Annotated in this window: 24 protein-coding genes and 1 pseudogene; 14 read left to right on the plus strand and 11 right to left on the minus strand. The window is 68.8% G+C overall.

Annotated features, from left to right (window positions below):
- Positions 1 to 33: 33 nt before the first annotated feature.
- A complete protein-coding gene (locus tag ACFXMV_RS17100; protein ID WP_378498540.1) occupies positions 34 to 384 on the plus strand; it encodes a hypothetical protein in 351 nt (116 codons plus the stop codon).
- A gap of 46 nt (positions 385 to 430) precedes the next feature.
- Positions 431 to 1774 (plus strand): MFS transporter, encoded by a 1344-nt coding sequence (locus ACFXMV_RS17105; protein ID WP_378498541.1) that lies wholly within the window; start codon positions 431 to 433, stop codon positions 1772 to 1774.
- A 16-nt stretch (positions 1775 to 1790) separates the two neighbouring features.
- Here ACFXMV_RS17105 and ACFXMV_RS17110 read toward each other — a convergent pair whose 3' ends face one another.
- Complete coding sequence (locus ACFXMV_RS17110; protein ID WP_378498542.1) at positions 1791 to 2411, minus strand: hypothetical protein; 621 nt, start codon at positions 2409 to 2411, stop codon at positions 1791 to 1793.
- Between the two features lie 197 nt (positions 2412 to 2608).
- Positions 2609 to 4306 (minus strand): fumarate hydratase, encoded by a 1698-nt coding sequence (locus ACFXMV_RS17115; protein WP_378498543.1) that lies wholly within the window; start codon positions 4304 to 4306, stop codon positions 2609 to 2611.
- A gap of 123 nt (positions 4307 to 4429) precedes the next feature.
- On the opposite strand from ACFXMV_RS17115, the gene ACFXMV_RS17120 reads away from it, so the two are divergent.
- From ACFXMV_RS17120 to ACFXMV_RS17140, 5 genes and pseudogenes are all read left to right on the plus strand, one after another.
- Complete coding sequence (locus ACFXMV_RS17120) at positions 4430 to 5146, plus strand: CPBP family intramembrane glutamic endopeptidase (protein ID WP_378498544.1); 717 nt, start codon at positions 4430 to 4432, stop codon at positions 5144 to 5146.
- Between the two features lie 52 nt (positions 5147 to 5198).
- Positions 5199 to 6602, plus strand: a pseudogene (locus tag ACFXMV_RS17125) (chloride channel protein); the annotation flags it as partial.
- 51 nt (positions 6603 to 6653) lie between these two features.
- Positions 6654 to 7271, plus strand: coding sequence for a TrkA C-terminal domain-containing protein (locus ACFXMV_RS17130; protein WP_378498558.1), 618 nt, complete (start codon positions 6654 to 6656; stop codon positions 7269 to 7271).
- Positions 7268 to 8215 carry an antibiotic biosynthesis monooxygenase gene (locus tag ACFXMV_RS17135; RefSeq protein WP_378498545.1) on the plus strand — a complete coding sequence of 316 codons (948 nt, stop codon included), beginning with the start codon at positions 7268 to 7270 and terminating at the stop codon, positions 8213 to 8215. The genes ACFXMV_RS17130 and ACFXMV_RS17135 overlap by 4 nt, the downstream gene beginning before the upstream one ends.
- 83 nt (positions 8216 to 8298) lie before the next feature.
- The gene (locus ACFXMV_RS17140; protein ID WP_378498546.1) at positions 8299 to 8634 is read left to right on the plus strand and encodes a cupin; all 336 of its coding nucleotides are present in this window, start codon (positions 8299 to 8301) and stop codon (positions 8632 to 8634) included.
- A gap of 72 nt (positions 8635 to 8706) precedes the next feature.
- On the opposite strand, the gene ACFXMV_RS17145 is transcribed toward ACFXMV_RS17140, so the two are convergent.
- The 3 genes from ACFXMV_RS17145 to ACFXMV_RS17155 all read right to left on the minus strand — a co-directional run bounded on the left by ACFXMV_RS17145 (position 8707) and on the right by ACFXMV_RS17155 (position 10636).
- Positions 8707 to 9843, minus strand: a complete 1137-nt coding sequence (locus tag ACFXMV_RS17145) for an NADH:flavin oxidoreductase (protein ID WP_378498547.1) — start codon at positions 9841 to 9843, stop codon at positions 8707 to 8709.
- 29 nt (positions 9844 to 9872) lie between these two features.
- On the minus strand, positions 9873 to 10247 hold the full coding sequence (locus tag ACFXMV_RS17150) for a PLD nuclease N-terminal domain-containing protein (RefSeq protein WP_378498548.1): 375 nt from the start codon (positions 10245 to 10247) through the stop codon (positions 9873 to 9875).
- Between the two features lie 146 nt (positions 10248 to 10393).
- Positions 10394 to 10636, minus strand: coding sequence for a maltose regulon activator MalT (locus ACFXMV_RS17155; RefSeq protein ID WP_378498549.1), 243 nt, complete (start codon positions 10634 to 10636; stop codon positions 10394 to 10396).
- Positions 10637 to 10832: 196 nt separating this feature from the next.
- Here ACFXMV_RS17155 and ACFXMV_RS17160 point away from each other — a divergent pair, with 196 nt between their 5' ends.
- Positions 10833 to 11558: a DUF1906 domain-containing protein gene (locus ACFXMV_RS17160; RefSeq protein ID WP_378498550.1), complete on the plus strand. Its 726-nt coding sequence runs from the start codon at positions 10833 to 10835 to the stop codon at positions 11556 to 11558.
- Positions 11559 to 11583: 25 nt separating this feature from the next.
- On the opposite strand, the gene ACFXMV_RS17165 is transcribed toward ACFXMV_RS17160, so the two are convergent.
- Positions 11584 to 12027 (minus strand): hypothetical protein, encoded by a 444-nt coding sequence (locus tag ACFXMV_RS17165; RefSeq protein ID WP_378498551.1) that lies wholly within the window; start codon positions 12025 to 12027, stop codon positions 11584 to 11586.
- A 50-nt stretch (positions 12028 to 12077) separates the two neighbouring features.
- Between ACFXMV_RS17165 and ACFXMV_RS17170 the strand changes: the two genes are divergently transcribed.
- Positions 12078 to 13322, plus strand: a complete 1245-nt coding sequence (locus tag ACFXMV_RS17170) for an MFS transporter (RefSeq protein ID WP_378503203.1) — start codon at positions 12078 to 12080, stop codon at positions 13320 to 13322.
- 165 nt (positions 13323 to 13487) lie between these two features.
- On the opposite strand, the gene ACFXMV_RS17175 is transcribed toward ACFXMV_RS17170, so the two are convergent.
- From ACFXMV_RS17175 to ACFXMV_RS17185, 3 genes are all read right to left on the minus strand, one after another.
- Positions 13488 to 14006, minus strand: a complete 519-nt coding sequence (locus ACFXMV_RS17175; RefSeq protein ID WP_378501629.1) for a nuclear transport factor 2 family protein — start codon at positions 14004 to 14006, stop codon at positions 13488 to 13490.
- A gap of 31 nt (positions 14007 to 14037) precedes the next feature.
- A complete protein-coding gene (locus tag ACFXMV_RS17180; protein WP_378501630.1) occupies positions 14038 to 14373 on the minus strand; it encodes a hypothetical protein in 336 nt (111 codons plus the stop codon).
- An 81-nt stretch (positions 14374 to 14454) separates the two neighbouring features.
- A complete protein-coding gene (locus tag ACFXMV_RS17185; RefSeq protein ID WP_378501631.1) occupies positions 14455 to 15213 on the minus strand; it encodes a hypothetical protein in 759 nt (252 codons plus the stop codon).
- A 360-nt stretch (positions 15214 to 15573) separates the two neighbouring features.
- Here ACFXMV_RS17185 and ACFXMV_RS17190 point away from each other — a divergent pair, with 360 nt between their 5' ends.
- Complete coding sequence (locus tag ACFXMV_RS17190) at positions 15574 to 16839, plus strand: mannosyltransferase (RefSeq protein WP_378501632.1); 1266 nt, start codon at positions 15574 to 15576, stop codon at positions 16837 to 16839.
- On the opposite strand, the gene ACFXMV_RS17195 is transcribed toward ACFXMV_RS17190, so the two are convergent.
- Positions 16781 to 17071, minus strand: coding sequence for a 4a-hydroxytetrahydrobiopterin dehydratase (locus ACFXMV_RS17195; RefSeq protein ID WP_378503202.1), 291 nt, complete (start codon positions 17069 to 17071; stop codon positions 16781 to 16783). The genes ACFXMV_RS17190 and ACFXMV_RS17195 overlap by 59 nt on opposite strands.
- 15 nt (positions 17072 to 17086) lie before the next feature.
- On the opposite strand from ACFXMV_RS17195, the gene ACFXMV_RS17200 reads away from it, so the two are divergent.
- The 3 genes from ACFXMV_RS17200 (at position 17087) to ACFXMV_RS17210 (ending at position 20452) form a co-directional block, all read left to right on the plus strand.
- The gene (locus ACFXMV_RS17200; RefSeq protein WP_378503201.1) at positions 17087 to 17530 is read left to right on the plus strand and encodes a (deoxy)nucleoside triphosphate pyrophosphohydrolase; all 444 of its coding nucleotides are present in this window, start codon (positions 17087 to 17089) and stop codon (positions 17528 to 17530) included.
- 224 nt (positions 17531 to 17754) lie between these two features.
- Positions 17755 to 19140: a lipase family protein gene (locus ACFXMV_RS17205; protein WP_378503200.1), complete on the plus strand. Its 1386-nt coding sequence runs from the start codon at positions 17755 to 17757 to the stop codon at positions 19138 to 19140.
- A 133-nt stretch (positions 19141 to 19273) separates the two neighbouring features.
- The gene (locus ACFXMV_RS17210; protein WP_378501718.1) at positions 19274 to 20452 is read left to right on the plus strand and encodes a lipase family protein; all 1179 of its coding nucleotides are present in this window, start codon (positions 19274 to 19276) and stop codon (positions 20450 to 20452) included.
- A 12-nt stretch (positions 20453 to 20464) separates the two neighbouring features.
- Here the strand turns inward: ACFXMV_RS17210 and ACFXMV_RS17215 are convergent, their stop codons facing one another.
- Entirely contained in the window at positions 20465 to 20683 is a 219-nt protein-coding gene (locus ACFXMV_RS17215; protein ID WP_378501719.1) for a hypothetical protein, read from the minus strand.
- Positions 20684 to 20924: 241 nt separating this feature from the next.
- On the opposite strand from ACFXMV_RS17215, the gene typA reads away from it, so the two are divergent.
- Positions 20925 to 22820 (plus strand): translational GTPase TypA, encoded by a 1896-nt coding sequence (typA, locus tag ACFXMV_RS17220; protein WP_378501717.1) that lies wholly within the window; start codon positions 20925 to 20927, stop codon positions 22818 to 22820.
- Positions 22821 to 22830 lie beyond the last annotated feature (10 nt).

Here is a 22830-nt window from a genome sequence, read left to right on the forward strand (position 1 = left end):
ATCGGTGCGGCGCCTGGCGGCTACAGTGCGGATATGTCTGTCGTATACAACGTCTTCGTCGCCCTCCACCTGCTCGGCATGGCCGCGATCGTCGGCGGCTACTTCGCAGTGCTGGCCGCGCCGCGGATTTCCGAGGTCATGGTGTGGGGCGCCCGGCTCCAGTTCGTGACGGGCCTGATCATCGTCGGGCTCGGTGAGGGCGCGCTCGACAAGGAATACAACACCACCAAGATCGCGATCAAGCTGGTGCTGTCGCTCGCGGTGGTCGCGCTGGCCGAGATCGGTCGCGGCAAGCAGAAGAGGGATCAGGGCAACCCGAACCTCGCCCACGCGGTCGGCGGGCTCGCGATCGTGGCGGTCCTCGTCGCCTCGCTGTGGACCTGACCCGCGGGACGTAGCGGATCCGCACGCGCCGGGTGAGTAGGACTCGGTGAACCCCGAAACCAGGACCCGCACAGAGCGACTCGACGACCTCCCACTCACCCGTCGGCACGGCAAGCTGCTGCTCGGCTCCGGCGTCGGCTGGGCGCTCGACGCGATGGACGTCGGCCTCATCTCGTTCGTGATGGCCGCGCTGGCCGTGCACTGGGACCTGAGCAAGACGCAGCTGTCCTGGATCGGCTCGATCGGTTTCGTCGGGATGGCGATCGGGGCGAGCGTCGGCGGGCTGCTCGCGGACCGGATCGGTCGCAGGCAGGTGTTCGCGGCGACGCTGCTCGTCTACGGCCTCGCGACAGGGGCCACCGCACTGGCCGGGTCGCTGGCGGTGCTGATGCTGCTCCGCTTCGTCGTGGGGCTGGGGCTGGGCGCCGAGCTGCCGGTGGCGTCGACCCTGGTCAGCGAGTACGCGCCGCGAAAGCAGCGGGGCCGCATGGTGGTTGCGCTCGAGGCCTTTTGGGCGGTGGGCTGGATCCTGGCCGCCCTGATCGGCTACTTCGTGGTGCCACTCGGCGACGACGGCTGGCGCTGGGCGCTCGCGGTCGGCATCGTCCCGACCGCCTATGCGGTGGTGGTCCGGTTGGGCCTACCCGAATCGGTCCGCTTCCTCGAGAGCCGCGGCAGGCACGCCGAGGCGGAAGCGGCCGTGCGGTCCTTCGAGGAATCGGCTCGGATCGGCGGGGCCCCGGCGCCGGAGACCGAGACCGCGGCCGACTCGGAGGCATCGAATCAGCGGGCCGACGCCGCAGAGTCCATCTGGTCGCCGCGGCTGCGGCGGCGGACGGGCGCGCTGTGGGCGATCTGGTTCTGCATCAACCTGTCCTACTACGGCGCCTTCATCTGGCTGCCCAGCCTGCTGCTCGAGCAGGGCTTCGATCTGGTCAAGTCCTTCCAGTACACGCTGATCATCACCCTCGCCCAGCTGCCCGGTTATGCGGTGGCGGCCTGGCTGATCGAGGCGTGGGGCCGCCGCGGCACCCTCGCGACCTTCCTGGTCGGGTCCGCTGTCTCCGCAGGCCTATTCGGGCTGGCGGACTCGCCGACGCAGATCGTCGCGGCGGGAATGGCGTTGTCGTTCTTCAATCTCGGCGCGTGGGGCGCCCTGTACGCGATCGGCCCGGAGCTCTACCCGACGACGGTGCGGGGCTCGGGCACCGGCGCGGCAGCGGCGTTCGGGCGGATAGCGTCGATCATCGCGCCGCTGATCGTGCCCTGGCTGCTGACCGGTGGCGGCAACGGACTGGTCTTCGGCGTGTTCGCGGTGTCCTTCGGGCTCGCGGCGATCGCGACCCTCGCGCTACCCGAACTCAAGGGGCAGGCGCTGGCCGAGCGCTGACGAACCGGGTCTCCTCTCAGACCATCTCCGGCACGTGCAGGTGGGCGATCGCGAGTTCGAACTCGCAGACCTCGAGGATCTCGCCGCCCATCTCGTGGACGGCCTTGGTCCGGAGGGCCTCGGCCTTCTCGCGATTGGCCGTCATCGCCTCGTGGCTGTCGAAGGTCACCGAGGACACGGCACGGCCAGCGGCGTGGTCGACGAGCAGGCTCGCGCTGCAGAACCCCTCGAACTCCTCCATCGAGGGCAGGGAGGCAATCTTGTAGACATCGACGGCGTGGTCCATCCGGCCGGGCTCGAGCTTGAGCCACACGGCCCGCACGCAGGCGCCGGGGCGTGAGCGATGGTCGCGGTGCAGGACCGCGATGTCCCACCGTTCGACATGCGTGGTGCCCCGGAACACTTCGGTCGCCTTTTCGCGAAGCTGCAGGACCGGTCCCTCGCTCGCGCGGAGGGAATCCTCGTCCATCCAGGAACTGGTCGCGATGCAGCGCCCGGTGTCGCGGTCGACCAGCAGGGACAGACCGGCGCATCCCTCGAGGTCCGCGAGGGCGGGCATCACGGTGTCGCGAATGTGCTTGATTCCGGCGTCGATGAACGATGGGTGGGCCTGGATAGTGGTAGAGCGTGCGTACACGATCCACCTCCTTCTCTCGAGGCAGCACCCCGGCGGCGCCACCGGTCACCCCCCTCCTGCCTCACCTTCCTCCGGCCGGCCGCACATGGCAATGGGGGATCAGCAGCACCCGAAGCCACCACTTCCCCAATGTCACATTGGTTCGGCTGAGGTGAACCAATGTGACATTTGGGAGGTCGGAAGGGAGGGTGGTCAGCTCACAGGCCGGGGCGCTTGCCGATCGTCACGGTGACCTCGCCGGTGTGCGCGAAGAAGTCGTTGCCCTTGTCGTCGACGACGATGAAGGCGGGGAAGTCCTCGACGTCGATCTTCCAGACCGCCTCCATGCCGAGCTCCTCGTACTCGACGACCTCGACCTTCTTGATGCAGTCGAGTGCCAGCCGCGCGGCCGGTCCGCCGATGGAACCGAGGTAGAAGCCGCCGTGCGTGTCGCAGGCGTCGGTGACCTGCTTGGAGCGGTTGCCCTTGGCCAGCATCACCATCGAGCCGCCCGCGGCCTGGAACTGCTCCACATAGGAGTCCATCCGGCCCGCGGTGGTGGGGCCGAAGGAACCGGACGCCAGGCCCTCCGGGGTCTTCGCCGGTCCGGCGTAGTAGACGGGGTGATCCTTGAGGTACTGCGGCATCTCCTCGCCGGCGTCGAGGCGTTCCTTGATCTTCGCGTGCGCGATGTCGCGGGCCACGACCAGCGGACCGGTCAGCGACAGCCGGGTCTTGACCGGGTGCTTGGACAGCTCGGCGAGGATCTCCGGCATCGGCTTGGTGAGGTCGATCTTCACCGCGGCGCCCTTGCCGGTGCCCGAGACGCCGTGGGTGTCGGCGTCGAGGTGCTCGTCGGTGACCTCGGGGAGGAATCGGCCGGGGTTGAAGTCGAGCTGCTCGAGGAACACGCCCTCGGGAGTGATCTTCGCCTTGGCCTGACGGTCAGCCGAGCAGGACACGGCCAGCGCGACCGGCAGCGAGGCGCCGTGGCGCGGCAGGCGGATGACCCGGACGTCGTGGCAGAAGTACTTGCCGCCGAACTGGGCGCCGATGCCGATCTTGCGGGTCAGCTCCAGCACCGCCTCCTCGAGCTCCAGGTCGCGGAAGCCGCGGCCGGTGATCGCGCCCTCGTTCGGCAGCTCGTCGAGGTAGTGGGCGGAGGCGTACTTGGCCGTCTTCAGCGCGAACTCGGCCGAGGTGCCGCCGACCACGATCGCCAGGTGGTACGGCGGGCAGGCCGCGGTGCCGAGGGCGCGGATCTTGCCCTCGAGGAACTGCATCATCGAGTCCGGGTTCAGGATCGCCTTCGTCTCCTGGAACAGGTAGGACTTGTTGGCGCTGCCGCCGCCCTTGGCCATGAACAGGAACTTGTAGGCGTTCTCGTGGCCCTTGGCCGTGTCCGCGTACAGCTCGACCTGCGCGGGCAGGTTGCTGCCGGTGTTCTTCTCGTCCCACATGGTGACCGGGGCCATCTGCGAGTAGCGCAGGTTCAGCCGGGTGAAGGCGTCGTAGACGCCGCGCGAGATGGCCTGCTCGTCGTCACCGGGGGTGAGCACCTGCTGGCCGCGCTTGCCCATGACGATGGCGGTGCCGGTGTCCTGGCACATCGGCAGCACGCCTGCCGCGGCGATGTTCGCGTTCTTCAGCAGGTCGAGCGCCACGAACTTGTCGTTGTTCGACGCCTCGGGATCGTCGAGGATGCTCGCGAGCTGCGTCAGGTGGTCGGTGCGCAGGTAGTGCGAGATGTCGTGCAGTGCGGTCTCGGTGAGCAGCCGCAGCGCCTCCGGCTCGACTTGCAGGAAGGTGCGACCGTCCGGTCCCTCGACGGTGGACACCCCCTCGGTGGTCAGCAGCCGGTACTCGGTGTTGTCGTCACCGATCGGCAGCAGGTCCTCATAGAGGAAGTCGGCCATCATCTCTCCTGTACACGGGGGCGTCCGAAATGCACGTTCAGGCTAGCCGCGCGGCTTCCGGGACCCGATCGGGGGGCGCGCGAGGCAGAGTTCGCCGTCGCGAGAGTCCGTACAATTGACGAAATGCACACCCACCCCAGGCTGCACGCCTACGTCGACGTGGTCGTCGTGGTGCTGGTCCTGGTGGGTACGAACCTGATCGCGCACTTCACGAACGCCTGGGCGAGCGTCGCCACCGTGCCGATCGCCGCGGTGGTGCTGGTCGCGATGACCCGCCGTCGCGGCCTTGGCTGGTCGGAACTGGGGTTGTCGCGGCGGCACTGGCGCACGGGATCGATCTACGCGCTGGCCGCGGTCGGGTTGGTCGTCGCGGTGGTCGCGATCGGTGCCCTGCTCCCGATCACCCGGCCGTTCTTCATGGCGGATCGCTACGCCACCATCTCGGGTGCGCTCATCGCGTCGATGATCGTCATCCCGCTGCAGACGGTCATCCCGGAGGAACTCGCGTTCCGGGGCGTGCTGCACGGCACGCTCGATCGTGCCTGGGGTGCGCGCGGGGTGTTCGCCGCGGGATCGCTGCTGTTCGGGCTGTGGCACATCGCGTCGTCGCTCGGGTTGACCAGCGGGAACCGCGGGCTGACCGGGATCCTCGGCGGCGGGTTGCTGGGTCAGGTGCTCGGGATCGCGGGCGCGGTGCTCGCCACCGCAGCCGCGGGCTTCGTGTTCACCTGGCTACGTAGCCGCAGCGGCAGCCTGATCGCGCCGATCGCGCTGCACTGGTCGCTCAACGGGGCCGGCGCGCTCGCCGCCGCCGTGGTGTGGCAGATGTCGGTGGCCTGACCCGGGCCGAACAGGCCCCGACGCGTGCGTCGCGGAACTACGCTGACGCAGTATGACGGCCGGCGATCGCCGGCTTCTCGCGGCGACAGGGCTGCGTTCGGCCGGCACCGCCGCGGGTGGCTGGGTGAAGCACACGAGCTACCTGAAGAAGTGGCTGGTGCTCGGCGCCGCCATCGGGATCATCGCCGGACTCGGCGCCGTCGTCTTCTACCTCGCGCTCACCGAGGCCACCCACCTGCTTCTCGGGGTGCTCGCCGGCTACACGCCGCCCGCCGCCGCTGGGGAGGGCGGCGGCGCGGGCAGCGGCGGCTCGACCCGCCCGTGGGCGATCCCGATCGTGGTGTGCCTGGGCGGGCTGGCGTCGGGCGTCATCGTGTTCACCTTTGCCCCGGAGGCGGAGGGACACGGCACCGATGCGGCCATCGAGGCCATCCACCGGAACCCGCGGATGATCCGGATGCGGGCGGTGCTGGTGAAGCTCGTCGCGTCCGCGATCATGATCGGCTCGGGCGGTTCCGGCGGCCGCGAGGGGCCGACCGCGCAGATCTCCGCCGGCTTCGGCTCGCTGCTCGCGCGCACCCTCGATCTGTCGCCGAAGGACGGCCGGATCGCCGTCGCGGTGGGCATCGGGTCCGGAATCGGTGCGATCTTCGGGGCGCCGCTCGGCGGTGCCCTGCTGGCCGGGTCGATCGCCTATCGGGACGACTTCGAGTTCGATGCGGTGATCCCGGGGTTGATCACCTCGATCGTCAGCTACACGGTCTTCGGTTCCCTGCTGGGCTTCGCGCCGCTGTTCGGTTACGCCGCGGCCGACTACCGGTTCGACGAGCCCCTCCAACTGGCGTGGTTCGCGGTCATCGGCGTCCTCGGCGGACTCATCGGGCTGTTCTACAGCAGGACGTTCTACGGCACCGTGGCGGTGGCCAGCCGGGTGCCCTGCAGCCGGATTCTCAAGCCGGCGATCGGCGGACTCCTGGTCGGGCTGATGGCCCTGGCGTTGCCGGAGGTGCTCGGCAGCGGGTACGGCTGGGTGCAGCAGGCACTGGACCGGACAGGACTGATGGCGATCCCGCTCTGGGTGGTGCTGGTGCTTCCGTTCGCCAAGATCCTCGCCACCTCGCTGTCGATCGGGACGGGCGGATCCGGCGGTATCTTCGGTCCGGGCATGGTGATCGGCGCGTTCACCGGCGCGGCGGTGTGGCGGCTGCTCGAGCCGATCGCGCCCGCGGTGCCGGACTCGCCTGCGCCGTTCGTCATCGTCGGGATGATGGCCTGCTTCGGCAGCATCGCCCGCGCGCCGATCGCGGTGATGCTGATGGTCGCCGAGATGACAGGAAGCCTCACCATTCTCGCGCCTGCCATGGTCGCGGTGGGGCTCGCGTACCTGATCGTGCGACGTTCCGGCGAGACGATCTACCGGGCCCAGCTGGGCACCCGCGAGGACGCGCGCGCGGCGCGGCTGCTGCTCGGGCTGCCGCTGCTGGGCCGGGTCCGGGTCGCCGACGCGATGTCGGCCCCGCTTGTCGTCCTCGTCGGCAGCACCGACGTCGCCGCCGGACTGGAGCGGCTGCGCGGCGCGGGTGTGCCAGGCGCGCCCGTCGTCGACGATGTCGGGCGCTTCCTCGGCGCGGTGGCGCTGGCGGAACTCGCAGCGGCACAACCGGATACGACGGTGTCGCGGTGCGCCGATGCGGGCGCGCCGACGGTCGATGTCACCGCGAACCTCGACGAGGCCCTCGACGCGATGCCGGACGAGTTCCGGTGGCTGACGGTGCTCGACGAGCGCAGGCGGGTGTGCGGCATCGTGGCCGTGCCCGACGTCGTCCACGGCTACCGGGCCGAGATCCTGGCCGAGGAGCGTCGCGTCGAGCGGGTCGGGTCGCACGTCGAGATGCTCGAGGTACGCGCGGACGAGGCGTCGCCGGTGCTGGGAAAACCGCTGGGGGACAGGGCTCTACCCGCGGGCTCGCTGGTGGTCTCGGTGCGGCGCGGCGACGCGGTCCTGCCGGGCACCGCATCGACCCGACTGCGCGCGGGTGATGCGGTCACGATCCTCGTTCCACCCGAACAGCGCGATGCGGTCCGTCGACTGGTCGAGGGCGAACACGGGGGAGGCGACCGGTGAGCGCAGCGACCGCCGTCACGGTGTTCCACCGGACGCCCGACGGCGGCGCCTTCGCCGGATGGGCCGACGGCGTCGGAGCCGCAGCCGGGGGCGTCGACGGCTTCGTCGACGCCAGGGTCGCGGCGTACCGGGCGCCCGAGCTGGACTGGGCGGTGTCGGTGACATTCGATTCCGAGGAGCATCTGCACCGGTGGCTGGACTCGGCGGAGCGGGACCGGCTGATCGCGGCGGGCGAGAGGTTGGGATTCCGCAGGGCGAGTTCGGATCTGATCCTGCTCGAGGGCGATCTGCCGCCCGGCGTCGCGGTCTTCGAGCACACGGTCGCGCCGGGGCGGGAGCGGGCCTTCGAGGAGGCGCAGGTGCGGCTGTCCGCGTTGATCTCCACCTTCTCCGGGTTCGAGGGCACCACGGTGCTGCGGCCGCGGGAGCCGGGCCGCTGGATGTCCGTGCTCCGGTTTCGCACCGACCGGCAGCTCTCCGAGTGGATGCGGTCGGACCAGCGCACCGAGGCGCTACCGGAACTCCGCTCGCAGCTGTTGGAGGACTTCTCGGTGGTCGCGCGCAGCACCCCGTTCGGGTCGATCCTGCGGCTGCAGGACGGCAAGGCGCGGATCACGCCGCGGTGGCGGACCGCGATGCTGGTCCTGCTGGTGCTCTACCCGACCGTGATGACGCTCTCGCGATTCCTCGGCCCGGTGCTCAGCGCGCACGGTGTGCCGCCCTGGCTGTCGATGTGGCTCAGCCAGATCGTCAGCGTCGCGTTGTTGACCTGGCTGTTCATGCCCGCCGCCACCCGGTGGTTCCGGCGCTGGCTCGATCCCGTCGACGGCGCAGGGGTGCGCGTGGGCCTGATCGGGGCGGGGGCGGTGGTCGTGGTGTACGCCGCGACGCTGTCCGTGTTCGCGTCGGTGCACTGGCTGCAGTTCTGGGACTACATGGACTGAGCGCTTCGCGAAGTGCCGGAAGAACATGCGCGCGGTGGCATGATCACCGTCGAACACTTCTCCGGACATCGAAGGGACCAACCGTGATCTCGTCCTCGCTGAACACCGTCTTCGACGAACACCTGGCGACCGCGAAGGCCTCGCCGCGGGGCATCAGTGTGGCCACCGTTCACGGCGGCAAGGGAAAGACGTTGCGCCAGCTGCTGATCGTCATGACGGCCGGACATGGACTCGCCGATCACGAGAGCCCGGGGGAGGCCACGTTGCAGGTGCTCCGGGGTCGGGTCAGGGTGGAGGCGCAGGGGCAGGTCTGGGAGGGGGCGGCGGGCGATCTCCTCGACATCCCCGACGCGAGGCACAACCTCACCGCGACAGAGGAGTCCGCGGCGTTGCTGACCGTGGCGGTCGCGCAGTCCTGACGGCGCCTGCCACTGACACGTCGAGGCGGGCCCGAATCGGGCCCGCCTCGTTTCGTCGTCAGGTCGCGCCGGTCAGCGCAACACCTCGCGATGCTCGTTCGCGTACGGGATGTGCTCCGCGCTGCGGCCCGACGCGAGCTTGCCGACCCATTCCGGATCCGCGAGCAGCGCTCGGCCGACCGCGACCATGTCGAACTCGCCGTTCTCGTACTGGGCCAGCAGCCGGTCGATGCCGACCGTGGCGGCGCCACCCTCCGCGGTGAAGGCGGTGGTGAACACCCTGTCGAGCCCCACCGAGCCGACCGTGATCGTCGGCAGCCCGGACAGCTTCTTCGTCCATCCGGCCAATCCGAGCGTCGCGTCGGCGCCCTCGAGTTCGCCGAAGGCGGGTTCCCAGTGCCTGCGGGTGGATGCGTGCAGCACGTCCACCCCTGCGGCGACCAGCGGGTCGAGGACCTGCTCGAGCTCGGCGGGTGACTGCGCGATCTGCGCGTCGTAGTGGTTCGACTTCCACTGGGAGAAGCGATAGACGATCGCGAAGTCCTCGCCGACGGCGGCGCGGATGGCCGCCACCACCTCGGCGGGGAACCGGGTCCGCGACCGGAGCGAGCCCCCGTAGCCGTCCGCGCGCCGATTGGTCCCGGCCCAGAGGAACTCGTCGAGCAGGTAGCCGTGCGCGCCGTGCAGCTCGATGCCGTCGAAGCCGACGTCCTTGGCGTTGACCGCGGCCGCGACCCACGCCTCGCGCAGATCGTCGAGGTCGCCCGTCGTCAACGCCCGCCCGACCGGGGTGCCGTCGAGGGCGAGGCCGGACGGGCTGACGGTGGCGGTCTTCGGGTTCAGTCGGGAACCCTCACCGCGCTCGGCCCCGAGGTGCCAGAGCTGCGGGATGATCGCGCCGCCCTCGGCGTGCACGGCGTCGACCACGGATCGCCAGCCCGCCAGGCTCTCGCTCCCGTACAGGCGGGGCACCCGGGTGTGCGGGCCTGCTGCCGGGTCCGGGATGTATGCGCCCTCGGTGATGATCAGGCCGACCCCGCCCGCCGCGCGCCGCCGGTAGTACTCCGCCACGTCCTCGCCCGGGATCCCGTCCGGCGAGAAGGCCCTCGTCATCGGCGCCATGGCGAAGCGATTCTTCAGACTCAGGGACTTGACCGCGAACGGCTCGAACAGGCCGTCGACGGGCAGGGGGACGTGGGTTTCGGTCATGGTCCTGAGTAACTATGTGCAGGCGCAACTTATTCCGTGTCGGACTCGCGGTTCTCGCGCTCGATCCGCTGCTGCTTGGCGATCCGGCGCTGCTCCTCGGCCCGCTCGCGGCACTGCCGCAGGAAGGCCTCGTCGTCGTCGGGATTCTGCGGGATCTGCCGGCCGGGGCGGTCGTACTCGCTGTACGTGGAGGGGTGCGGCCGCTGGCCATGCGGGCGGACCGGGCCCTGCGGCCTGCCGAGGATCAGCCACAGCAGCGAGCCGAGCGTCGGGATCAGTAGCACGATCAGGATCCAGCCGATCCGGGGGAGGTGGCGCACCTCGTGATCCTCCCGGGTGAGCACGTCGACGATGCAGAAGATCCACAACGCAAGCATCACGACACCGAATGCCACATACGGCATGAGAAATTTCCTCCCCTGTCCTGCGCGGAGCACCTGTTGCGTCGCGCCACCGGCACCGCACTCTGCGGTGGTGCCGGGTCGACCCCCGCGGGGGAGGATACGTGTTCGAGGTCTCGATCGTGAGCTTTGCTCAGTTTTGCCTTCGCTCAACCCTCGTCGAAGGCGATCCACTTACCGAACGGGGGTGGACCCTCGCCGTGGACCTTGATCTGCTGCGCGGTGGTGTCGGGGTGTTTGACGTGCATCCATTCGTAGCCGTGCAGGATGTGTTCCTCGGCCGCGGACTTGTCCACCACCACCATGTCGCCGTTGGAGCGCTGCTCGAAGGCGAATCCACTCTCGGGTGCGATGACCCACCACGTCTGATTGCCCATGACCTCGAGTCCCATCCGGGAGAAGTTGTGCGGACAGGTCAGACGTTACCGCCGATCGCTGTCGGATGGGCGTCCCGATTCGGCTTCGAAGGGCCGATACGCTGCGGCGACGCCGTTACCGGTGTGGCTGGAGATATTAATGTGACTGGCGACACCAGAGTGATTGTGGTGGAATGCTCGAAACCCCAGCTATCAGTGATGTGAGGGCGTCGTGCAGGTTTCCCGTCGAGAACTCTTCAAGTACGTGGCCGCCGGATCCGCCGCCCTGGGTGTCACGGCGCTCGGATCCAACTCCCTGCTCGCGCAGGCCTCCCCGAACCTCGGCACGCTGATCGACTACGCGGGCGGAGTGCCGTCCGCCGAGGCCATCCTCGCGGCCGGGCACGTCGGGGCCATCCGCTACGTCTCGGACCGTCGGCCCGGCGCGGAGTGGATGGAGGGCAAGCCGATGCTGGAAGCAGAGGCAACCGCGCTCGCCGAGGCCGGGCTCGAGGTCGTTTCCTGCTACCAGTTCGGCAAGGCGGACACCGCGGACTGGCGCGGCGGATTCGAGGCGGGCGTCGAGCACGCCGAGCGCGGACTCGAGCTGCACCTGGCCGCCGGTGGTCCGGAGAACCGGCCGATCTACGCCTCCATCGACGACAACCCGAGCGCGGACGACTTCACCGAGATGATCGCCCCGTACATCCTCGGCTGGGAATCGGTTGTCGGGCACGAGAACACCGGTGTCTACGCGAACTCGCCGACCCTCGACCTGCTGGTGGCCGAGGGCCTGGGCTCGTTCTACTGGCAGCACAACTGGGGTACGCCGAGGGGGTACGTGCACCCCGAGGCGCACCTGCACCAGTACGAGATCGACAAGCGTGCCGTGGACGGGGTCGGCATCGACCTCAATGCCATCCTCAAGGCCGACTACGGCCAGTGGTCGCTGGCCTGACCGATCGTCGCGAACGGCCCGGCGATCAGCAGGCCGGCTTGGCGATGTTGTAGATCTGCTGCGCCTGCTCCTGCGTGGCCTTGACGCCATTGTTCTCGGCGCGGGCCTCGAGGTCGGCGACGATCTCCGACTCGTCCTGGCCGGCGTCGATGTCCTCGCAGGTCTGCACGAGGATGTCGGCGATGGCGTCGTCGTCGCGGCCCTTCGCGAGATCGGGATTCGCGACCTTGAACGCGGCGGTGAAGGTCGCCACCTTCGCGCTGTCGAGGGCGCCCTTGACCTGTGAGGCGGCGGTGCTGGCCGCGGCGTTCACCGAGGACTGCGCGCCCTCCGCGGCGGCGGCGACCGAGGACATCGCGGCGGACGCCTTGTCCTTTGCGGTATCGGTCTTTTCGGTGACCTCCTCCGAACTGCATCCGGCGAGGGCGAGGGCGATGGTGGCGGCTGCGAGCACTGCTGCTTTTCTCATGCGGTCGAGCGTAACGCTCGAGCACCGGCAACGGTGACAGACTTTCCGTCATGGGTGCCGCGGGATATGTCGCATTGCTGACGCACAAACCGGTGCGCAGGCTGATCCTGGTCGGGATGGTCGCGCGGCTGCCGCACTCCGCGGCCGGGCTGATCCTCACCCTGCACGTCGTGCAGACCCTAGGGAGGGGATACGCGGCGGCGGGCCTCGCGGCGGCGGCGCTGACCATCGGCATCGCGGTCGGCTCGCCCTGGCGCGGCAGGCTGATCGATCGGATCGGGCTGCGAAAGACCCTGCTGCCCTCGGTGATTGCCGAGGGCGTGCTCTGGCCTATCGCCGCCTTCGTGCCCTATGAGGCCCTGATCGTCGTGGCCTTCGTCGGCGGCGCCTTCGCACTGCCGATCTTCACCGTGGTCCGGCAGAGCATCAGCGTGCTCGTCGGCGACGCGGATCGTCGGACCGCGTACGCGCTCGACTCGATAGGCACCGAGCTGGTGTTCATCGTCGGCCCGGCGACCGGCATCTTTCTCGGCACCCACTTCAGCACCCGGCTCACCCTGATCGCGATCGGCGCGTCCGTCGTCGTGGCCGGGGTGTTCCTGATGTGGTTCAACCCGCCGACCCGCACCGAGCCGGCCGCCATCCCGGCGGGAGCCGAGACGGTGGCGGTAGCCCCGGCGGTGGACGACGCGACGGCGGCCGCGCTCAGTGCGGCTGCCCGTCCCGGCTGGCTCACCGCGGCCACCGTCGGGGTGTTCGCGGCCTCGGCAGGCGCAACGCTGATCCTGGCGGGGACCGACGTCGGCATCCTGGCCGCGCTGCGCGCGAACGGGGAGGTGCAGGCCCTCGGGATCGTGTTCTTCTTCTGGTGTGCGTCATCGATCGTGGGCGGCCTGGTCTACGGCGCGATGCACCGCCCGGTGAGCCCGGCGCTACTGCTGTTCCTCCTGGGCCTGTTCACGCTCCCGATGGCCTTCGCGACCTCGACGTTCACGCTGGCGGCGCTCGCGATCCCGGCCGGGCTGTTCTGCGCGCCGGTGATGGCGGCGACGGGCGAGGCGATCGCCGACCTGGTCCCGGAGGACAGGCGCGGTGAGGCGATGGGCTGGCAGGGGACCTCGTTCACCCTCGGCGGCGCGGTCGGTTCGCCCCTCGCGGGTGCGATGGTCGACCGCGCCGGACCGTGGGCGGGATTCGCCGCTGTGGCCGCGGTCGGCATGGTGATCGGCCTGGCCGGGTACGCCGCCAGGCTGTGGGTGCGTACCCGACAGACCGGGCGACACGACCGCGGGTGAGTAGGGCGGCGGTCGGCCCCGTGCCAGGTAGCGTCAGCGGAACAGAACCAGACGGAGGACAGACGTGGAGATACTCATCAACATCCTGTACGCACTCGCGGCGAACATCTACGACGGCGTGTCCGGGTCGAGCGGATCCGCCGCCCCTCAGGAACCGCAGAACCCCTAAGCGCCCACCGCGGAGAGCCACTTGCGGGCCTCGTCCGGAAGTCCTCCGGTGGCCTCCGCGCTGCGGCACCATTTCTTGGCCATCTTCAGGAACTTCATCGGGTTGTAGACGTCCTCCTCGCAGGACCACAGCCCGTCGCCCGCGTAGTGCAGGATCGTCAGGTTCGAGGCCTCGTGGAGCGTGCCGTCGCCGGGATCGCGCATCGGGTTGCGGATCTCGCAGATCACCCAGCCACGTTCCTCGTCGATCGTGTGCCACGCCGCCGGGAACTCCGTCATGTGGTTGCCGGGGAAGCTCGTCATCGTCTTGATGACCCACTCCCGGATTTCCTCCCGGCCGTTGAAGTTCCCGTAGGCGTGCTCGATGTAGGTGGCGTCCTCGGTGAACATGTCCGCGAACAGGTTCCAGTCGCCCGTGGCGGTGGCCTTCTCCACAGTGCGCTGGTAGCCCTCGAAGGCCGACTCCAGTTCGGCTCTCGTCCATGTCCGGTTTCCGGTCTGGTCCACCTCGGTCACGTGTCCTCCGTCGAATTGTGTTGTGCGGCTGTCAGGTCTGGGTGTGCGACGTCGTCGACACCGCCAGTTCGGGTTCTTCCGCCAGCACATGCAGTGGGCGGTCGCTCGGGCTCGCGGTATCGGCTCGCCAGGACAGCACCGACCATTTCGACAGTCCGGACAGCGCCGAACCCAGGCTGCCGAACGAGCCGGAGGACAATGCGGAACCGGCCGAGCCGATGGAGCCTATCGAGAGGATCGAGCCGACGCTGCCGATCGAGAGAATCGAGTAGGCCGAACCGATCGAGAGGATGGAGCCCTCGGACCGGATGGACAGGATCGAGCGCCGGGCGTGTGCGGACTTCCACGAATGCGGTACGGAGGCCATCGCTGAGGTTTACCACAGGTCCGGGGAAAGCAGAAGGACCCCTTCGCTGTGCGAAAGGGCCCCTCTGGCAATGCCTTGTGGTTACGGAACGACAACCATTCCGACGGTCGGCAGGAAGTTGCACGTGATCGGTGCGGCACCCTCGACCTGGGTGGTCAGGGATCCGGAGATCACCGCGAGAACGCGGCCGCGGCCGGTGTCGGCGATGGCGGACAGGGTGGCAGGTCCATCCGGGTTGATCTTCGACTCGGCGGTCAGGTTCTGGGTCGCCGTCTTCTGGTTGTCGATGTTGACCCAGCTGACGGTGAGCGGGGTGGGCTGCACGGCGGCGGGCTTCTTGGTGCCCAGCGCGGTGAAGACGAACCCGGCCTGGCCGGCCTTCGGTCCCGGCGGGGGCAGGTGCGCGGGGCCGGGAACGGCCAGCGCGGTGCCCACCGAGTCGGCGGTGGCGGAGATGCAGCCCTTGCCGAGGGTCGGGTAGAGGAACTGTGCGATCACGGGGCCGCTCTGGGGCGGGAGCTCCGGTCCGCCGCCGCCGCTGCCGTCGAGGAAGGTGATGACCCGAGCGAGGGTCGCCTTGGTCGACTCGGGCAGGTTCGAGGACTCGAGCAGCGTGCGCGCCTGGGCGAGCAGATCCGCCTGCGGTCCGCCTGCGATGTCGGACGGGCCGGCCGCGGCACCGATGATCGCGGGCGCCAGCGAGGCCAGCGCGTCGATGTTGAGGCCCTCGGGAAGCACGGGCGCGGGCTGCGCCACGGCGTTGGTCGGAGCAGCCAAGGCAGCGGCCGCGGCTATCGCTAGCGCGGTGATCGTTCTGCGCGGTCCTCGCGTACGAAGCACAGTCGTCCCATCCTTATTTCTTCAAGCGTCGGTTGGCCTGCAGGCCCCCAGCGGGTAACGAGGGGCCACTCTATGCAGGCCATCAGGCGGTTGTACAGCGTTAGCCGAGACAAGCCTGTTATTTCTTTGTCACCCGAGGGTGACGCCGAGGGGCAGTCTATGCGCACGCTGGCCGAGTGATGCTTGCCTGGTGACCATATCGTGTGACTAGAGTGAAAATTGAGATTGTTGATGCAACTGTTATCGACATTTTTCGGGGAGGTTCAGCGGCCACCGCCGCTGCCGTTAGGCTCGCTGTCGAACGCTTCGGGTTCCACCCGTCGGCCCACACCACACGGGAGAACGCGAGACGTGTCCGAGATGCCACCCGCAGCCCAGATTCGGGGTGCTCGCACCGGGTCAAGGGCCGCGTCGATCCTGCGCTTCGCCCCGCTGCTGCTGGCGGTCTCCGTCGCGGTGCGGATGGCGTGGGGGTTCCTGAGCCCGAACGGGATGAACCTGGTCGACCTGCACGTCTACGTGGACGGTTCGGCCGCGCTGCTCAGCGGCAACCTCTACGACTTCACCTACTCGGACCTGACTCCGGACTTCCCGCTCCCGTTCACCTATCCGCCGTTCGCCGCGCTGGTGTTCTTCCCGCTGCACTACCTGCCCTTCGCGGTGGTGGGGGTGTGCTGGCAGCTGCTCACCGTCGCGGCACTGTTCCTCTTGATCCGGATGAGCCTGGAACTGCTGCACGGCGCGGCGGCGGTCAGGGAGCCCCGGTGGACCGCGATCGCCCTGGCCTGGACCGCGATGGGGATCTGGACCGAGCCGGTCCGGACCACGCTCGACTACGGGCAGGTCAACGTCTTCCTCGCGCTCGGCGCCATGGTCGCCATCCGCAGTACCAGGTGGTGGATCGCGGGCGGTCTGGTCGGCTTCATCGCCGGCATCAAACTCACCCCCGCGATCACCGGCCTCTATTTCGTGGCCCGGAGGCGATGGCGGGCCGCCGTCTTCTCGGCGGTGGCGTTCGGGCTGACGGTGGCGGTCAGTTATCTCGTCATCGGTCCCTCGGCGCGGGAGTACTTCGAGCACCTGCTCGGCGACGCCTCCCGCATCGGCCCGGTCGGATCGGTGTGGAACCAGTCGGTGCGCGGCGCGCTGAGTCGGGTCCTCGGACATGACGTGCAGAGCGGGTGGTTGTGGCTGACCGCGGTGGCCGTCGCGGCGGTGCTCGCCTTCTTCGCGTGGCGCGCACTGGGGGACGACGACCGCCTCGGCACCCTCGTGGTTGTGCAACTCTTCGGGCTGCTGATCTCGCCGATCTCGTGGTCGCATCACTGGGTGTGGCTGATCCCGATGCTGATCTGGCTCGTGCACGGACCGCTGGCGGGGTGGCTTGGGTCGAAGATCCTGGCCGGCTGCTGGCTGGCGTCGACCCTCATCGGGGTGCCGTGGGTGCTGAGTTTCTTCCAGGACTCGATCTGGCTGATCTCACGGCCAGGGGTGTTGGCCTGGCTGGGGGCCGTGAACGTCGTGGGGGCCGTCGCCTTCTACGGCTGGGTGATCTACGCCGGACGGCTCAGCCCTCGGCGGCTAGACGATCGATCTCCAGCGCCAGCCCCACGTCCAGCCCCGTGATCCCACCCATGGAGTGGGTGGAGCAGGTGAAGGTGAGCGTGCGCCAGCGGATGTCGATGTCCGGGTGATGATCGCGGCTCTCGGCGGCCGCCGCGACCCGATCCACCAGGGCGATCGCCGCGGGGAAGGTCGAGCATTTCACCGTTCGGGTGATCGAGTCTCCGGTTCGCTGCCAGTGCGGCAGCGAACCCAGCGCGTCGTCGACCTCGGCATCCGACAGCAACTCGGCCATGACAATGATGGTGCCATGCAGGGAGGCCCGGTGGACAGGAATGTGGCGCAGGAGGTCGCGGCGGCGGCGATCATCGCAGGCGGTCGGCTGTTGCTCGCGCAGCGGGTAGGACCGCCGGAACTGGCGGGCATGTGGGAGCTGCCAGGCGGCAAGATCGAGCCGGGCGAGACCCCGGCGCAGGGCCTGCGCCGCGAGCTCCGTGAGGAGCTGGGGGTGGACACCGCCGTCGGCCCCCGGATCGGCGTGGACGTGCCGCTGCCGAACGGGATGGTGCTGCGCGCCTACCGGGTGACGCTGCGGGACGGGACCCCTGCCGCACTGGAACATTCCGCGGTGCGCTGGGTAACCGCGCCCGAGTTGACGGTCGCCGAGCTGGTGCCGAACGACAGGGCCTGGCTGGTCGAACTGACGAAGCTGCTTCACGCACAGAACCTCTCACCGTCGCCGATGACTGAATGAACACCGAGTGAATCGAATGGGGCCGCCGGGAAACCGGCGGCCCCATTTCATTTCGGAGACTTTCGAAATGATCACGATTGACCTGGACGAGTGTTACGTTTCGGCTGCGGTCTCACACGGCCCAGCGCGCGAAACCGCGAAAGTGTCTCGATGCAGTGATTTTTGAGCATTCCGGCCCGCCGACGAAAGGTGTGTGAACGGTGCGAACAAGAACACTCTCCACGATGATGCGAAGAACGGCGGTGGTCGCCGCGGCGGTCGCCGTCGCGATCGCGGCCCCGGGAATGGCGAACGCCCAGACTCCGTCCAACCCGACCGGTGACCCGAGCCTGGACTGGTTGTACGGCCAGAACGGCGACTTCGCCAGTGGCGGCGGAAGTCTCGCCGGACTGGGCAGCGGCGGCGGCGGGTTCAAGGACGCCTTCTACACCCCGCCGGCGAACCTCGCATCGCTGCCGAACGGCGCGATCATCCGGGAGCGCGATGTGCGGCCGATCCCGCTGGTCGGCGGCAAGGCGAGGCAGTTGGCGTACAAGACCACCAATTCGAAGGACAAGCCGATTCTCGCCGTGACGTCGGTGTTCACGCCTGAATGCGGCGGGGCGGGGTCGTCGGGTTCGATCGGCACGCTTCTCGGGTCTGCGGGCGGCTCGCTGGGCGGCGGCGGCGAATGCGGTGTCGGTGCAGGCAAACTGATCTCGTACCAGCACGCGACCAACAGTCTCGGCATGAAGTGCCAGCCGTCGGTGCTCTTCAATGACATGAACCCGATCACCACCCTCACGGTGGCGGTGCCGTTCCTGCAGGAGGCGCTCAAGCGCGGCTACACCGTCTCCGCGCCGGACCACAACGGTCCGCTCGCCTCGTTCATCGCCGGTAACACCGAGGGGCATTCGGTGCTCGACGGTATTCGCGCGACCGAGACCCATCGCGGTCTCGGGGCCGACACCGAGGTGGCCCTCGTCGGTCAGTCCGGTGGCGCGCACGCCACGGCGTGGGGCGCCCAGCTGGCTCCGACCTACGCGCCGGAGCTCAACGTGATCAGCGCCGCGATGGCAGGCCCGCCCCTGGACATTCTGGCCACCGGTCGACAGAACAACGGGAAGAACACCTCGTTCTTCTACTTCGCCGCGGTGGTCGCGCTCTTCCGTGAGTACCCGGAGGAGGCGGACCCGAACGGGTTCTTCACCGAGGATGGCAAGAAGGTCGTCCAGCAGTTCGGCGACGCGTGCATGCTCGGTGACGGTCTCGGTACGGGCGACAGCGGATTCGGCACGCGGACCCTGCAGAGTCTGACCAACTGGCCGGAGTCGGACGACCCGATTCCGCACTGGCCCAAGGCTGTCGCGGTCGGCGAGCTGAACCAGGCCGCGCGCCCCGGTCAGATCCCGGACGTGCCGCTGCTGATCGTGCACGGTACCGAGGACGGCATCGTTCCCGTGGAGTCGACGACCGCGATGGTCGGCAAGTACTGCGCTGCGGGCGTGACGGTCGACTACCGGACCGTCCCGGGCGGTCACGTCGACGTCAGTATGAACCACTGGAACGACCTGATGGATTACACCGACGACCGGTTTGCGCACAAGCCGGCGCCGAACAACTGTGCGTGACAACTGAATTCTGACTGGGGCCGTCGGGAAACCGGCGGCCCCAGTCGTTTCCGGTGCCCGCTGGTACCGTTCATTGGCGACTCGAGGGAAGGCATCGGCCATGCGGCGATCGACGAGAGCAATTCTGGGTGCGGTGGCGGCATCGGCCGCCGCACTGACCCTCGGGGTGGCCCCCGCGGCGGCCGCCGAGCCGCTGCCCGGCCCGACGCCGTTGGCGGACACCTGGTTCCAGGGACCTGCCGACCTGTCGGGATACGCGAACGGCGACGTGATCCGCAGCCGCCCGGTCGAGGTCCGTTTCCCTGCGAACACCGCGTGGCCGGTGGTCAAGACCACGCAGCTGCTCTACCGCACCAGCGACTCCTTCGGCACCCCGGTGACCACGACGACCACGGTGATGATCCCGGACCGTCCGTGGACCGGACCCGGCGCGCGCCCGCTGCTCTCGCTGCAGCAGGCCATGGACGCACTTGGCCTGGAGTGCAATCCGTCGGTGACCCTGCCCGCGGGTAAGTCTCAGGACCTGGCCACGGTCTCCCCGATGCTGGCGCTCGGCTACGCGGTGGTGAGCAGCGACTACCAGGGTCCGGAGATGGCCTGGATCGCCGGTCGGCAGACCGCGCACGGCGTGCTCGACGGCATCCGCGCCGCGCAACGCTTCGAGCCGCTCGGTCTGTCCCAGTCCCCGGTTGTCATGTACGGCTACTCCGGCGGTGGGCACGCGACCGCGTGGGCGGCGGAGCAGAAGTCCTCGTACGCACCGGAACTGAACATCATCGGCGCCGCCGAGGGTGGGGTTCCCGGCGACTTCGCGTTGCTCAGCGAGAAGCAGCCCGCGTCGGGCTTCACCGCCTGGGGCGCGCTGCTCGGTCTCGCCCGCGAGTATCCGGACCGGGTCCGGCCGCAGGACTACCTCACGCCCGAGGGCGTCGAGTTCGCCAAGACCCTCTCCGACGGCTGCCTGGCCGACCTGCTGAGCAAGACCAAGGGCGTCAGCCTCGCCCAGTACTCCAAGGTCGGCGACATCCTCGACCTCCCGAGCGTCAAGGCAGTGATCGCGGAGAACTCGTTGGCGCGCACGGCCGCGACGCCGGACATGCCGCTGTACGTCTTCCACGACACCAAGGACGCGCTGATCCCGGACTGGGGGATGGCCGGCGTGGTGCGGGAGTACTGCAACCGCGGGGTGAACGTGGAGTACGCCGCCGGGCCGGGGATCGATCACGTCTTCTACGGGCTGGCTGGCATCCCGCCCGCCTACAAGTGGCTCGACGACCGCGTCGTCGGCCATCCGACCACGCCGAACTGCTGACGGGGGAGGGGCTCAGGCGGCGCGCGCCTTCTTGAGCCCCTTCTTCAGGTCCTTGCCCTTGACGCCCTCGTTCTCGAGCTTCTTCATCCGCATGATCACGACCGGGCACTTGATGCAGCGCGTCTTGCTGCGGCAGCACTTCTTCTTCGGCTTGAGGCTCGACACCTTCTTCGCCTTGACCTTGCCCATGTTCGGCGCGGCCCTCCTGCCCGGTCCGGGATACCGGTTCACCCCGGCGCTTTCGAGGTTAGCGTACCCTCAGAAGTTCTCTCGCATAAGTTTCCGGACTAGCAGATCCGGGCTGTGACCACTCTCATTTCCGCAGTATTGGTGCGGGCGGGTAGTATCTAGCTGGCCGCAATGCCTGTACAGGTCGTCCTGTGCTGATGGATTCGCAATCGCGACGCGGCCGCCCGAGCCGTGCGAGCCTAGGTTTCGCGTGGCTGAATCAAGCCAGCCAGGAGACCGCAGCGTGCCCAGCACCACCTTCCGCAATGTTGCCATCGTCGCACACGTCGACCATGGCAAGACCACCCTCGTCGACGCCATGCTCCGGCAGTCCGGCGCCTTCGCCGAGCGTGCCGAACTGGTCGACCGCGTGATGGACTCCGGTGACCTGGAGCGCGAAAAGGGAATCACCATCCTCGCGAAGAACACCGCGGTGCATAAGCACAACGAGGACGGCTCGGTCACGGTCATCAACGTGATCGACACCCCCGGCCACGCCGACTTCGGTGGCGAGGTGGAGCGCGGACTGTCCATGGTTGACGGCGTCGTGCTGCTCGTCGACGCCTCCGAGGGCCCGCTGCCGCAGACCCGCTTCGTGCTCCGCAAGGCGCTCGCCGCGTCGCTGCCGGTGATCATCGTCGTGAACAAGACGGACCGCCCCGACGCCCGCATCGAGGAGGTCGTCGCCGAGTCGCAGGACCTGCTGCTTGACCTGGCGTCCGACCTCGACGACGAGGCCGCGCAGGCCGCCGAGGCACTGCTGGACCTGCCGGTCCTGTACGCGTCGGGCCGCGAGGGCAAGGCGTCGATGAGCCAGCCGGAGAACGGGCAGGCCCCCGACGCCGAGAACCTCAGCGTGCTGTTCGACGTGCTCATGGAGCACATCCCGGCACCGAAGGGCGACGAGTCCGCGCCGCTGCAGGCGCACGTCACGAACCTCGACGCCTCCGACTTCCTGGGCCGCCTTGCGCTGGTCCGCATCCACAACGGCCAGCTCCGCAAGGGGCAGCAGGTTTCCTGGATGCACTCCGACGGCGTGAAGACCGTCAAGATCACCGAGCTGCTCAAGACGGTCGGCGTCAGCCGGGAGCCGGGCGAGGTCGCCGTCGCCGGTGACATCGTCGCCGTTGCGGGTATCCCCGAGATCATGATCGGCGACACCCTGGCCGACACCGAGAACCCGGTCGCCCTCCCGACCATCTCCGTCGACGAGCCCGCCATCTCCGTGGTCATCGGCACCAACACCTCGCCGCTGGTCGGCCGGGTGAAGGGCCACAAGCTGACCGCGCGCATGGTCAAGCAGCGCCTGGACTCCGAGCTCGTCGGCAACGTCTCGCTCCGGGTCCTCGACATCGGCCGCCCGGACGCGTGGGAGGTGCAGGGCCGCGGTGAGCTGGCGCTGGCCATCCTGGTCGAGCAGATGCGCCGCGAGGGCTTCGAGCTGACCGTCGGCAAGCCGCAGGTGGTCACCCGCCAGGTCGACGGCAAGCTGCACGAGCCGTTCGAAGAGCTGACCATCGACACCCCGGAAGAGCACCTCGGCGCGATCACGCAGCTGCTGGCCAACCGCAAGGGCAAGATGGTCCAGATGACCAACCACGGAACCGGTTGGGTTCGCATGGAGTTCATCGTCCCCTCGCGTGGCCTGATCGGTTTCCGCACCGACTTCCTCACCGAGACCCGCGGCACCGGCATCGCCAACGCCGTCTCGCATGGCTACGCCCCGTGGGCAGGCGAGATCCGCGCCCGCCACACCGGCTCGCTCGTTTCCGACCGCACCGGCTCGGTGACCCCGTTCGCGATGATCCAGCTCTCGGATCGTGGCACGTTCTTCGTCGATCCGGGTGCCGACACCTACGAGGGCATGGTCGTGGGCATCAACCCGCGCGCCGAGGACCTCGACATCAACGTCACCAAGGAGAAGAAGCTCACCAACATGCGGTCCGCAACCGCCGACGCCACGGAGACCCTCGCGAAGCCGATCGAGCTGACCCTCGAGTCCGCGATGGAGTTCTGCGCGGGCGACGAGTGCGTCGAGGTCACCCCGGAGGCGATCCGCGTCCGCAAGCTGCACCTGTCGCAGACCGACCGGGCCCGCGAGCGTTCGCGCAGCAAGTCCCGCGACAAGGCCGCCCTGTAAAGTCGCGCTT

The organism is Rhodococcus sp. NPDC059179, from assembly GCF_042754885.1.
GTDB lineage: Bacteria > Actinomycetota > Actinomycetes > Mycobacteriales > Mycobacteriaceae > Rhodococcus_G.

Coding starts and splice junctions, on each gene's coding strand:
- ACFXMV_RS17180 (WP_378501630.1), bottom strand. CDS start 14,373: ATGGCCTCCGTACCGCATTCGTGGAAGTCCGCACACGCCCGGCGCTCG.
- ACFXMV_RS17100 (WP_378498540.1), top strand. CDS start 34: ATGTCTGTCGTATACAACGTCTTCGTCGCCCTCCACCTGCTCGGCATG.
- ACFXMV_RS17165 (WP_378498551.1), bottom strand. CDS start 12,027: ATGAGAAAAGCAGCAGTGCTCGCAGCCGCCACCATCGCCCTCGCCCTC.
- ACFXMV_RS17190 (WP_378501632.1), top strand. CDS start 15,574: ATGCCACCCGCAGCCCAGATTCGGGGTGCTCGCACCGGGTCAAGGGCC.
- ACFXMV_RS17170 (WP_378503203.1), top strand. CDS start 12,078: ATGGGTGCCGCGGGATATGTCGCATTGCTGACGCACAAACCGGTGCGC.
- ACFXMV_RS17205 (WP_378503200.1), top strand. CDS start 17,755: ATGATGCGAAGAACGGCGGTGGTCGCCGCGGCGGTCGCCGTCGCGATC.
- ACFXMV_RS17195 (WP_378503202.1), bottom strand. CDS start 17,071: ATGGCCGAGTTGCTGTCGGATGCCGAGGTCGACGACGCGCTGGGTTCG.
- ACFXMV_RS17145 (WP_378498547.1), bottom strand. CDS start 9,843: ATGACCGAAACCCACGTCCCCCTGCCCGTCGACGGCCTGTTCGAGCCG.
- ACFXMV_RS17200 (WP_378503201.1), top strand. CDS start 17,087: ATGCAGGGAGGCCCGGTGGACAGGAATGTGGCGCAGGAGGTCGCGGCG.
- ACFXMV_RS17130 (WP_378498558.1), top strand. CDS start 6,654: ATGTCGGCCCCGCTTGTCGTCCTCGTCGGCAGCACCGACGTCGCCGCC.
- ACFXMV_RS17150 (WP_378498548.1), bottom strand. CDS start 10,247: ATGCCGTATGTGGCATTCGGTGTCGTGATGCTTGCGTTGTGGATCTTC.
- ACFXMV_RS17155 (WP_378498549.1), bottom strand. CDS start 10,636: ATGGGACTCGAGGTCATGGGCAATCAGACGTGGTGGGTCATCGCACCC.
- ACFXMV_RS17115 (WP_378498543.1), bottom strand. CDS start 4,306: ATGGCCGACTTCCTCTATGAGGACCTGCTGCCGATCGGTGACGACAAC.
- ACFXMV_RS17120 (WP_378498544.1), top strand. CDS start 4,430: ATGCACACCCACCCCAGGCTGCACGCCTACGTCGACGTGGTCGTCGTG.